Origin of the sequence: Odoribacter sp. N54.MGS-14 (genome assembly GCF_000980295.1) — a bacterium.
Taxonomy (GTDB): domain Bacteria; phylum Bacteroidota; class Bacteroidia; order Bacteroidales; family Marinifilaceae; genus Odoribacter; species Odoribacter splanchnicus.
This window is the reverse complement of record NZ_LARL01000083.1, coordinates 1-11,167: the sequence shown is the minus strand read 5'-3', so window position 1 is coordinate 11,167 and position 11,167 is coordinate 1. Positions and strand designations below refer to the sequence as shown.

The window sequence follows — 11,167 nt, the reverse complement described above, 5'->3', positions numbered from 1 at the left end:
GTAACTTCGCAACAAACAGCTGACAGTTTTTTTGTCCGATACTAAACAAGCTGTCAGAACAAGTCTTGACTATTACAGATAAAAAATAACCTGAAAGTTGTTGCTTTCAGGTTATCAATTATTTTATCGTTGAGGGTGTCCGCCACCTTGACGACCTCTTTGTTGCCACTCTTTCATGCGTTTTTCTTCGTTGGCCTTGTAGGTTTTATATTGCTCTTCGGTCAATACTTTTTTTAGTTCGGCGTCTGCAGCTTCACGGTCTTTTTTCATTTGATCACGCATGGCTTCACGGTTATCCCGGTTTTTCTGCATGGCTTCTTCACGCTTTTTGAACGATTCGGTATACCATTTTTTCAGGTCTGCCTGTTGTTTGTCTGTCAACTTTAATTCGGTGGTCAGGCGTTCGACCGTCCGGGTCGCTTGCTGTTCCGGAGTCATTCGTTCACGCGGGCCCCTTTGTTGGGCATTTACTGTTATGGCCAGGAACATCAATAATGTGGTGGCTAAGAATACTAACTTTTTCATAATCGCTTTTTTAGTTCAATAAATGTTTTCTATAAAAATTGGTTTTATATTATATAAGACAATCTATCCGAACAAAGGTTTATAGCATATGAGAGATTATTTAGTTGTTATTCCAGGTAGAGGCAAGTTGCTGGAAGTAAATGACATCTTCCCATTCATTACCCCTTTTTAACCATTGTTTCCGGTAACCGGTTTGGGTAAAGCCCGTGGCTTCGAAGAGTTTCAGACTGGCCACGTTACAACTGGGCACACTACTGTATACCTGATTCAAGCCCAGGGTTTCGAAACAATAATCCAGCATGAGCTTAATCGCCGAGCTGGCATAGCCTTGTTTGCGGTTTTCCATATTGTGAATCATGATTCCCAGGCCGGCCCGCTGGTGATAAGGGTCGAAATCGTACAGGTCGATCAGTCCGATGGGCTCTTGGGTATCGACACGTGTAATCATCAGCCGCAATTGCTTGCTGGTATAAATGTCTACATGGGCATTTTCAATGTATTTTTTCAGTGTGAAATGAGAGAATGGGGTCAGGGTGTCACTGACATCCCAAAGGTCCATATCGTTTTCCCACTTGTAGAGGTACTCCAAATCTTCGGGTTCGAGTGCCCGGATCAGAATGTTTTCATCTTGCATCATAAGTTTTGTCATTTATTCTATGGTCAATATTCATATCTATAATAGGGCCTAATTTTCCTTCCTGGTATTCCCGGATGCAGGCTTGTGGGTATAATCGGCGAATAGGGATTAACGCTTGACGGGCAGTGTCCAGTGCATGGTATTGAGAGAAAATATACCGGTATAATTCACCCATCCGGATGATCTTTATTTTGTTGCTTTCTGTTAGAATCGGATCTGCCGGTGTATCGAACGACGTGAATAATTGTATGGTATAGTTTTTACCCGGGAGAGTATCCCGGAAGTCGTATTCTCCGAAAGAAAAGGAGGATACGACTTTATTTTGCGGACCTGCAAAGGCCGAAGAATAGTGCCGACTCGTTACCATATTATTGTTTTGTTTGCTTCTGGATAAAGATTGACCTAAGAGAGCGGAATGAAAACCGCAGTAAAACAGACATACTGTAATCAATCCTTTTCTTAACTTTTCCCTTATCCGAATGGAAATTTCCATCTTTTACAAATATAGTTTTTTTACTCCGTATTTAACTCCTTTTGGCTTGTAATTAATTTATCATTTATATTTTCACTACCTTTGCTTGGGTAATACGTAATCGAAGATAAAATGTTTGATTTGTTGTGTATCGTCGGACCGACTGCGAGTGGAAAGACGAATTTGGCTGTTCGTTTGGCTGCTGCATTCGGCGGAGAGATCATCAGTGCCGATTCCCGGCAAGTATATCGGGGGATGGATATCGGGACTGGTAAGGATCTGGATGAGTATGTATGGGAGGGGAAAAAAATTCCTTACCATTTGATCGATATTGTGGAGGCTGGGTATAAATATAATGTCTTTGAATATCAGTCGGACTTTGTGAAGGTTTGGGAAGATTGCAGGCAGCGGGGTGTTTTGCCTGTGTTATGCGGTGGAAGTGGCTTGTATGTGGAGGCTGTGTTGAAAGGGTATAAGTTACTGGCTGTACCGGTCGACGAGGATTTGCGGGCTTCATTGGCCGGACTGTCTTTGCCGGAATTGGCCGCTCGTTTGGCGACATATAAGAAATTACATAATACGACAGAGATAGATACACCTAAACGGGCCATCCGGGCGATAGAAATTGAAGAATATTATAAGACACATCCTTATGAGGAGAAAGACTTTCCTCAGATCCATCCTTTGGTTGTCGGGGTAGGTGTGAGCCGGGAGGTGAGGCGTGAGCGTATCACGCAGCGATTACATGCCCGTTTGCAGCAGGGCATGGTGGAGGAGGTGGAACGGATTTTGCAAAGTGGTGTGAAGCCCGAAGATTTGATTTATTACGGTTTGGAATATAAATACCTGACGCTGTACCTGACCGGACAGTTGGGCTATGAGGAAATGGTGCAACAATTGAACGTGGCCATTCATCAGTTTGCTAAACGGCAAATGACCTGGTTCCGGAAAATGGAACGCGATGGATTCGATATCCATTGGTTGGAATCCGGGATACCTATGGAAGAAAAAGTAGAGACCGTAAAAAGGTGGTGGCTCACTCCTGATAACTGAGTTCTTCCAGTATATTTTCAGCTAAAAACTTTTTGTCCTCGGGAAATACTTGCAGTATGTCGGTTAATTTTGTCCGTTGTTCTGGCATCAGGTGAGGGACCAGGTTTTCAATCACTGTGGAAGCTTCGAAAGCTACAGTAAAATCGTCCTCCTGCAAGATTTGTAAAAAATGATCTAAATAGGAGGAGTAGTCCAATGAAGATTCCCAGACAATCCGAAGCAATTCCTTCTTGAGCGTTCCTTCGGAAGTCTGTTCCAGTTTTTGGATTAACAGGTCTTTGAACTGATTATCTTTAATATCGGCCAGCAAATTGGCGATGATAGTGATTGTCGACGGTGCGAGAGGCTGGGACAGGATGTCCAGTAATTTACCGGCAATAACCAGGTCGCCGTTTTCCTTTACGGTATCAACTGCTTCTGCGATTGCTTCGGGATCTCCGCTGCTGATTTTCTTTAGTATTTCCTCGTTATTCTCCATCGTATTTTATTTTGCCGCGAAGATAAAAAAAAGAGCGTTGTTCACGCTCTTTTTTTATTTATTATTTCGTTTCTTCCTCATTCCCTTTGGAACGCGGGTGAAATTTATTAATTGTATCTTTCAGATAATGATCGTCGAGATGGGTATAAATTTCTGTTGTCAGGATGGATTCATGTCCCAACATATCTTGTACCGCTCTCAGGTCTGCTCCTCCACTCACCAAATGAGAAGCAAAAGAATGACGGAAAGTATGAGGAGACACATTTTTCTTGATTCCGGCACGGGTAGCCAGGTGTTTGATAATATTGAACACCATTACTCTCGAAAGAGCAGTTCCCCGTTTGTTCAGGAATAAAACATCTTCGTATCCTTTTTCAATTTCCAGGTAATCGCGGTATACTTTCATATATTGTTTGATTTCCTGTTTTGCATTTTTGCTCAGTGGAATCATCCGTTCTTTGTTCCCTTTCCCTTCGATTTTCACAACTCCCTGACGGAAATTGATGTTGGATAATTTTATACTGATCAGCTCTGAAACGCGTAATCCGCAGGAATAAAGCATTTCGATAATGGCTTTATTACGCTGGGCTTCCGGTTTGTACATCTCTACAGAATTCAACATGGCGTCGATTTCTTCGGTTGTCAGGATGTTCGGTAATTTCCGTCCGATTTTCGGAGCTTCGAGTAATTTGGTCGGATTGTTTTCCAACTGTCCGTCGAATACTAAAAATTTATAAAATGAACGAATACTGGAAATACATCTCGCTTGTGTACGATTGGTAACTCCAACTTCGTTTATAAACATCAAATAATCTTTCAGATGGTCGTAGGATATCGCATCAGGCGTTGTAACGTGATGTTTGTCAGCGCAATACTTTGCCAGCTTCTTAATGTCGTTTAAGTAAGCTTCTACTGAATTCGATGAAAGTGATTTTTCTAAAATCAGATAAGTTTTGTAACTTTCAATAGCATCTTCCCAAGTCATTGTTGTCAAATTTATATGTATTAATAATTAAACAAAAGTCCACCTTATCACACAGTATATTTTTAATTAATGCCTAAAGGTATATCTTTTTTTTTTATTCGATTTATATTTTTCTGAATTTAACTATGTAAAGTAAAATAATTAACAAATACATTTGTGTAAAAAGTTGATTATTATGGATTTGAGATTTTGAACAAATATAATAAAAAAGTAGGAATTTGATATTAGAAATTTTGAAATACCGACGTAAAAATTAGAAAAATGAGTAATTTTGTAGAATAAGTTTAGATCACAAATACGGAGAAAATGCAGATATTATTACTTAATGGCCCCAATTTGAATTTACTGGGAGTGCGGGAACCGGAGGTGTATGGAAAAGAAACATTTACAGATTATTTTCGTCAGTTAAAAGATAAATATCCGTCGGTGGATATTTCCTGTTTTCAATCCAATGTAGAGGGGGAACTGATCGATAAGATCCATGAGGTAGGTTTCAGTTACGACGGGATTATTTTGAATGCAGGTGCCTATACCCATACTTCGATCGCTTTAGCCGATGCGATTGCTGCGGTTAAAGCTCCGGTGGTCGAGGTACATATTTCCAATACAGCCCGGCGGGAGGCTTTCCGGCATGTTTCTTATCTGACAGCTGTTTGCCGGGGCGTGATCATGGGGTTCGGACTGAAATCTTATGAATTAGCCTTATTGGCTTTGATTAATGAAAAATAATGTATACGGAAAAGGACGGATTGCGTATATAAAAATATAACGGGATAAATAAATTACTAAATGAAAAGAACAAAGATTGTCGCAACCATTTCGGATAAAAGATGCGAAATAGGCTTTTTAAGAGAGTTGTATGAAGCCGGGATGAATGTGGTTCGGTTGAATACTGCTCACCAGACGCTCGACGAAGCGATGAAAGTGGTACGGAATGTACGTGCTGTCTCAGATCAGATCGCCTTGTTGATCGATACCAAAGGCCCCGAAGTCAGAACTTGTGATATTGTCGTGCCTGTCCGTGTCGAGAAGGGGGAAATTATTTTTATGACGGGTGACCGGACTTTGGTGGCTGAAAAGTTGATCCATGTGTCTTATGAACATTTTGTCCGTGATGTTCAGATCGGCGATAAAATTCTGGTAGATGACGGGGATGTCGAGCTGATCGTACGGGATAAAAAAGAAAACTGTCTCGAATTGGAAGCTTCGAATCCGGGAGAGATAAAAGATAAGAAGAGTATCAATGTGCCGGGAGTGAACATGCATCTCGAGTCGTTAAGTGATAAAGACCGGAAATTTATTCAGTTCGCTATGGATAATAAATTGGATTTCATCGCCCATTCTTTTGTCAGAAATAAGCAGGATGTGATGGAAATCCAGCAAATTTTGGATGAACAGCATAGCAACATCAAAATTATTGCAAAAATAGAAAATCAGGAAGGGGTGAATCATATCGATGAGATTCTCGATCATGTATATGGCGTGATGGTGGCCAGAGGGGATTTAGCTATCGAGATCGATGCTGAAAAGATACCCCTGATTCAGCGCTATATCGTCAATAAATGTATCGAGAGTAAAAAGCCGGTGATCATCGCAACCCAGATGTTGCACACGATGATCGACCATCCGCGTCCGACCCGGGCCGAGGTGAGCGATATTGCCAATGCTGTTTTCAGTGGAACGGATGCCATTATGCTGAGTGGGGAGACGGCTTATGGAGATTATCCTTTGGAAGCCGTTAAAGTGATGAGCCGTGTTGCTGAGGCCAATGAGTCGATTTTACCGCCCGATGCCAACCGGAATTTAGTTCGTATTAATAATGAGATTACAGCAGCTTTGGCCAGAGTGGCTGTCCGGATGACTACCATGTTGCCCATCAAGGCGATTGTGGTAGATACGAATTCCGGACGTACAGCCCGTTATCTGTCGGCTTTTCGGGGCGGTTTGCCTGTATATGCCCGTTGTTACGACGAACATGTGATGCGCGAATTAGCTCTTTCTTTCGGGGTGAGACCTTATTTTTCCGTAAAACCCCATTCAAGGGATGAGTTTATGCGGGACATTCCACAGGTATTATTGCAGAACGGTTACCAGCCTGAAGATCAGATCCTGGTGATCGGAGGAAGTTTCGGACATGTCCGCGGGGCATCTTTCCTTGAAGTTTGTAAAATCAGTGATATAAAATAACAGGGAACAGGCAGAGGAGTGTAGGATGATAAAAGCAGTTTTTTTTGATATAGACGGAACATTGGTGAGTTTTCACACTCACCGGGTTTCCGAAGCTACCCGGCAAGCTATCCGGCAGTTAAGGACTCAGGGAATAAAAGTATTTATAGCTACCGGGCGGCATTTACAAGTAATTAATAATCTGGGTGATCTGGAGTTCGACGGGTATGTGACCCTGAATGGCAGTTGTTGTTATATCGGACGGGATCGGGTCATTTACCGGAGGATGATTCCGGAGATCGCCTTGGAACATCTGATAAAGTATCAGGAAGAGAAGGAGACCTTCCCCTGTATTTTTGTCCGGGAGAAGGATATGTTTATCAACTATAATAATCAGCATACCCGGGAGGTATTCCGGATGCTGGATTTTCCGGAACCGGTAGTGAAAGATATTCATGAGGCTACCCGGGAAGGGGTTTTTCAGTTGATTGCGTTTTTCTCAGAGCAACAGGAAGCCCGGATTATGCAGGCCTTACCGGAATGTGAGGCTACCCGCTGGAATCCGTTGTTTACCGATGTCGTGCCGGTTGGGGGAAACAAGAGTATCGGAATGGAAAAAATATTGGCTTATTTCGGAATTTCCCGCGAAGAGACGATGGCTTTCGGGGATGGAGGAAATGACATTCCTATGTTGGAATATGCCGGAATAGGGGTGGCTATGGGAAATGCTTCCGAAGAAGTGCAGCGGCACGCCGATTTCGTTACATCCGGTGTCGACGACGAAGGTATTGTACATGCCTTGAAACATTTTCATATCGGCGGACTTTAAAAGTGTGGGTGAATTCCGATTTCACATCGATACGTTCCCGGAGTTTATCTGTTATGCTGCGGTATAGGTTTAAACGATTACAAGGGTTTCAGAAACTATCTCAAACCCTTGTGCGTTTTGCCCGTTGTCACTGTTTAAATCAGTTTCCCTGACAGATCTATTTTTATTTTGATTTCTTTGGCTCCTTTTTCGAGTTCGAACAGATAATAGGTTTGATCCGGCGTTTCGTAACGTTCAATATCGTCGATGATATAATCGGCATAAGCCGAAGTTTTCAAGGCATTCATTACAGCGGTTTCAACTTCGTTTTGGCGGACATCGTAATGGGTATTCAGCCAATTGCCCGAGGCGTCGAATATCACTTCTTTGCTGCGGTTTTCGTGTATGATATCTACTTCTGTACGGTTGTGTTCGGTTTCGGTTTCGATGATACGGCTATTCGGATATTTGTTCTGGATGAATTGCCGAAGCGAAGCCGGTAATTCCGAGGCGTCGGGAAGATAGTTTTCGTAATCGTCATCGGTTAGGTCGGCCTGAACTTTGACCAAAATTCCGTCGGCTGAATAATAGAGATCGTATTCTTGTTTGTCTTTTTTCACTTCGATGACATAAATCGTTTCGGTTCCGTTACGTTCCAAACGATCGATATCGTCGATATACCATTGCGCATATTCACTGTTTGCCAAAGCTTTTTGTACGTCCTCAGGCAGTTGGCTGGTGTGGGTCAACTCGGTTTCGGTCATATACCATTGGCCTGTAGCATCGAACCAGGCTTTCCCGTCGAGTTGATTGTCGATGAATTCTGCTATCAGGTAATTGTTTTTCTTTTCCCATTCCACTTGTGTGGCGTTGGGATATTTACTTTCAAAAGCTTGGCGGGCTTGAGGATCAGGGGTTACCGAATCATCATTGTCGCAACTGCAAAAGCCGAATAGGGCTAATCCGAAAAATAATGCGTATAAGTTCATAGTTATTTATTTTTAATTAATTATCGATATCGATGAGTTGAAACGCTTTGTTGAATTCGAGTTCAAGCTGATTGTTCAATTTTACTTCATAAGTTTTACTGTCCCGTTCAATTTTCAAAATTTTAGCTTCCGGGTAGTGTTTGCTTACGTAGTCTTTAATGGCTTGAGGTACGATTCCTGTCGGTACTGTAGAATATTTACAGTCGACTTTTTCCCATGAGCCGTCTTTCAGAAATTCAGCTTTTTCTCCGTTGACAAATACAACTTCATATTTCTTTTCCCAAAAGTCTTTTTCCATTTTGGCCAGGGAAATTTCATTCTTAGGGAAATACTTTTGGATAAATTCCTGAGCTTTTTGAGGTAGTTGATCGACTGTAATTGCTCTATCGTCGTCGGCTTTCGCTAAGCCCTGCAAAGCGAACAGGCAGGCAAATAATAAAATGATTTGTTTCATAGCTTTCAAATTTTAAGTTTTACAATTCAAAAGTAGAACCCAAAACTGAAAAGATTTTGAAATCGGGAAAAAAATGAATTTTATTTCGACTTATTGAGAAAATCGATCTGGAAACAATGCTTTCCTGTATAATAATATCGGATGTGAAGCTGATATAATTTGCAGATCGATTCGGCAATAGACAGGCCCAGGCCGCTGGAGCCTTCACCGGTATGTTTGCCTTGATAGAAACGATGGAATATACGGGAGGCATCCAGTGCTTCCGGGTGACCGGTATTGCAAATGGTAAGGTGATCGGACTGAATTTCGATGTCGATTTTTCCTTGTGATTTATTGTGGATAAAAGCATTTTTGAGCAGGTTTGTGATCAGGGCGGTTGCCAGTGTTTCATTCATATTCACCGTTAAAGTGGCTGATTGATGCACTTCGACTTGGATGTTTTTATAGTCGTAGATCTCCTGGTAATCTTCGAGCTGTGAGCTGATCAGATCGTTCAGACAAATTTCCTGACTCTCCTGGAATTGGCCGTTTTCTATTTTGGAGAGGAAAAGCAAAGACTTATTCAGTCGGATAATATAGGTAAGGGTCTGTTGGATCTTGGCTATTTCGGTCAGTTGGTCTTCTGTAAGTGACTCGCTTTCTGCCATCATTTCCAGACGGTTTTGGCAGATTGCCAGAGGAGTCTGCAATTCATGCGAAGCATTACCGATGAATTGTTTTTGTTGTTCATAGATCGCCTGGTTACGTCGGTGAGTTTGAATGGCTGCTTCATTTAATTTCCGGAACTCTGTGATGTTGGTTTGCAAATCCGGAGGACTCTGGCTTTTACCGATCGTATATTGGTCCATCCATTTGAGTAGCACATAAAGGGGACGCATACTCCGGTAGTAAACCCAGGTATTCACCAAAAGAATAAGCAGGAGAAGCGAAAAATAGAGGAGAAGCATCCAATTCAGAATAGCTTCCTGTAAGTCTTGCTTTTCGATCGTCGGAGTACTGACCGTGAGTTCGTAATATTGTCGGTCTTTGTCTTTGAAAATGGTTCTTAGGACCCGTGCCGGCTCGGTTTCTCCCTTGGCTTCGATGTGGACCATTTCGTCGGAATACCGGATCCGTTTCTGTTTCTCGGCATAATCTGCAGTTACTGTAATCAGATAATGACTATTATTACTACCGTCAGATTGGGAAGGTAATTGTTCTCCTGCCAAGGCCCGGGTGATCAGTACCTCTGAATAATCTTCCAGAGAATCGTCTACTTCATCGTTGACTTCATCTATAATAGCCATATAAAATAGTATGCCCCAAGCCGCTAAAATGATCGGTAGGGCCAGGGACAGATGAATCAGGATGCGGTAGATTAATTTCATAGGGCTTGAAGTGACATTTTATATCCAAAACCATAGACTGCTTTGACCTCCGCGTTTGCACCCGCTTCGGTCAGTTTTTTGCGGAGGTTTTTCACCTGGGCATAAATAAAATCGAAATTATCCACCTGATCGATGTGATCTCCCCATACCGATTCTGCCAGAGTCATTTTATTGATTACTCTTTCGGGACGCTGGATAAAATAAAGTAGTATATCGTATTCTTTTCGGTTCAGTTCGATGGGGGTACCTGCAACAAATACCTGGAAATGGTCCGGGTCGATCCGGATATTACCGTATTCGATATAAGTGGCACCGGCATGATGATTTCTACGGATAACACTTTTGACCCGGGCAATGAGTTCGGCCAGATGGAAAGGTTTGGGTAAATAGTCGTCGGCACCCAGATCCAGGCCGGTGACCTTGTCCTCCAGTGAATCTTTGGCCGAAATGATGATGATATTTTCTTTCTTATTTTCCTTTTTTAATTCTTCCAGCAGATCCAGCCCGTTTCCGTCCGGTAACATGATGTCGAGCAGAATACAATCGTAAGTATAATCGGCCGTTTTTTCCAACGCTGTTTGAAAATCAGGAGCTTCCTCCGTAACATACCTTTCTTTCTCGAGGCTACGGCAAATAATTTCGCGTAATGACGGATCGTCTTCTATAACAAGAACTTTCATAAACTCATTTTTTCTACAAACAAATATAGTAATTCTGAAATACAACTGAAATCGCCTGGTTGGAAATCTGCTCCGTTTTGGAGGGGAGAAATAAATTGGCGAACCGGGAGTTCCTGTTTATTATGGTGTCGGACTCTGGATTCGCCAATCGAAAATTTGCCTGACAGGCAATTCTCGGGTTAAAAAGTTCAATCTGATAAAAAAGACCCCGGGTAGGGAGCTTTTTTAGAAACTGGTCAGTGCACTGGCCAAATCGGGTTCGATATCGAGAATCATGGGTAAGTGTAATAATTCCAGAACGTCCATGACTTCTGACGATATATTGCACAATTTGATTTCAGAATGATTGCTTTTGGCTGTTTTTACTAATGAGATAATACAGCCGATACCACTGCTGTCTATAAATTCAATGTTTTTAAAATCGAAAATCATTTTATTACCTTCTTGCGAAAGTATAGGTTTTAATTCTGATTTAAGGTGAGTTCTATCAATTCAATTTATCCTCTTGTATCAGACAGCAGAACTCTTTAACTGCCCAATTTGTGAGTTTTAG

14 protein-coding genes are annotated in these 11,167 nt (G+C 42.0%); 4 read left to right on the top strand and 10 right to left on the bottom strand.

Features of this window, described 5'->3' with window-relative positions; translation table 11 throughout:
• Positions 1–123: 123 nt before the first annotated feature.
• The 3 genes from WS42_RS13040 to WS42_RS13030 form a co-directional block, all read right to left on the bottom strand.
• Entirely contained in the window at positions 124–525 is a 402-nt protein-coding gene (locus WS42_RS13040) for a DUF4890 domain-containing protein (protein WP_013612023.1), read from the bottom strand.
• 100 nt (positions 526–625) lie between these two features.
• Positions 626–1,162, bottom strand: coding sequence for a GNAT family N-acetyltransferase (locus WS42_RS13035; RefSeq protein WP_013612022.1), 537 nt, complete (start codon positions 1,160–1,162; stop codon positions 626–628).
• Positions 1,149–1,529, bottom strand: coding sequence for a hypothetical protein (locus tag WS42_RS13030; protein ID WP_140398549.1), 381 nt, complete (start codon positions 1,527–1,529; stop codon positions 1,149–1,151). Before WS42_RS13030 ends, WS42_RS13035 begins: the two co-directional genes overlap by 14 nt.
• Positions 1,530–1,766: 237 nt before the next feature.
• Between WS42_RS13030 and miaA the strand changes: the two genes are divergently transcribed.
• The gene (gene miaA, locus WS42_RS13025; RefSeq protein WP_022159437.1) at positions 1,767–2,687 is read left to right on the top strand and encodes a tRNA (adenosine(37)-N6)-dimethylallyltransferase MiaA; all 921 of its coding nucleotides are present in this window, start codon (positions 1,767–1,769) and stop codon (positions 2,685–2,687) included.
• Here miaA and WS42_RS13020 read toward each other — a convergent pair.
• Both WS42_RS13020 and xerD read right to left on the bottom strand, forming a co-directional pair.
• Positions 2,671–3,165, bottom strand: coding sequence for a hypothetical protein (locus WS42_RS13020; protein WP_046404020.1), 495 nt, complete (start codon positions 3,163–3,165; stop codon positions 2,671–2,673). The two genes, miaA and WS42_RS13020, sit on opposite strands and share 17 nt — an antisense overlap.
• 61 nt (positions 3,166–3,226) lie before the next feature.
• Positions 3,227–4,150 (bottom strand): site-specific tyrosine recombinase XerD, encoded by a 924-nt coding sequence (gene xerD / locus WS42_RS13015; protein ID WP_022159438.1) that lies wholly within the window; start codon positions 4,148–4,150, stop codon positions 3,227–3,229.
• Between the two features lie 306 nt (positions 4,151–4,456).
• Between xerD and aroQ the strand changes: the two genes are divergently transcribed.
• From aroQ to WS42_RS13000, 3 genes are read left to right on the top strand one after another with little or no spacing between them, the layout of a single operon-like run.
• Positions 4,457–4,879 carry a type II 3-dehydroquinate dehydratase gene (gene aroQ, locus WS42_RS13010; protein WP_022159439.1) on the top strand — a complete coding sequence of 141 codons (423 nt, stop codon included), beginning with the start codon at positions 4,457–4,459 and terminating at the stop codon, positions 4,877–4,879.
• Between the two features lie 60 nt (positions 4,880–4,939).
• Positions 4,940–6,337 (top strand): pyruvate kinase, encoded by a 1,398-nt coding sequence (pyk, locus tag WS42_RS13005; protein ID WP_022159440.1) that lies wholly within the window; start codon positions 4,940–4,942, stop codon positions 6,335–6,337.
• Positions 6,338–6,362: 25 nt separating this feature from the next.
• The gene (locus WS42_RS13000) at positions 6,363–7,145 is read left to right on the top strand and encodes a Cof-type HAD-IIB family hydrolase (RefSeq protein ID WP_046451215.1); all 783 of its coding nucleotides are present in this window, start codon (positions 6,363–6,365) and stop codon (positions 7,143–7,145) included.
• A gap of 134 nt (positions 7,146–7,279) precedes the next feature.
• On the opposite strand, the gene WS42_RS12995 is transcribed toward WS42_RS13000, so the two are convergent.
• The 5 genes from WS42_RS12995 to WS42_RS12975 form a co-directional block, all read right to left on the bottom strand.
• Positions 7,280–8,113, bottom strand: coding sequence for a PepSY-like domain-containing protein (locus WS42_RS12995; RefSeq protein WP_046451214.1), 834 nt, complete (start codon positions 8,111–8,113; stop codon positions 7,280–7,282).
• A 16-nt stretch (positions 8,114–8,129) separates the two neighbouring features.
• Positions 8,130–8,567 carry a PepSY-like domain-containing protein gene (locus WS42_RS12990; RefSeq protein ID WP_013612013.1) on the bottom strand — a complete coding sequence of 146 codons (438 nt, stop codon included), beginning with the start codon at positions 8,565–8,567 and terminating at the stop codon, positions 8,130–8,132.
• Between the two features lie 80 nt (positions 8,568–8,647).
• Positions 8,648–9,934 (bottom strand): sensor histidine kinase, encoded by a 1,287-nt coding sequence (locus tag WS42_RS12985; RefSeq protein ID WP_046451213.1) that lies wholly within the window; start codon positions 9,932–9,934, stop codon positions 8,648–8,650.
• On the bottom strand, positions 9,931–10,614 hold the full coding sequence (locus WS42_RS12980) for a response regulator transcription factor (protein ID WP_013612011.1): 684 nt from the start codon (positions 10,612–10,614) through the stop codon (positions 9,931–9,933). The genes WS42_RS12985 and WS42_RS12980 overlap by 4 nt, the downstream gene beginning before the upstream one ends.
• A 225-nt stretch (positions 10,615–10,839) precedes the next feature.
• Positions 10,840–11,046 carry an STAS domain-containing protein gene (locus tag WS42_RS12975; protein WP_286728609.1) on the bottom strand — a complete coding sequence of 69 codons (207 nt, stop codon included), beginning with the start codon at positions 11,044–11,046 and terminating at the stop codon, positions 10,840–10,842.
• Between the last annotated feature and the right edge of the window lie 121 nt (positions 11,047–11,167).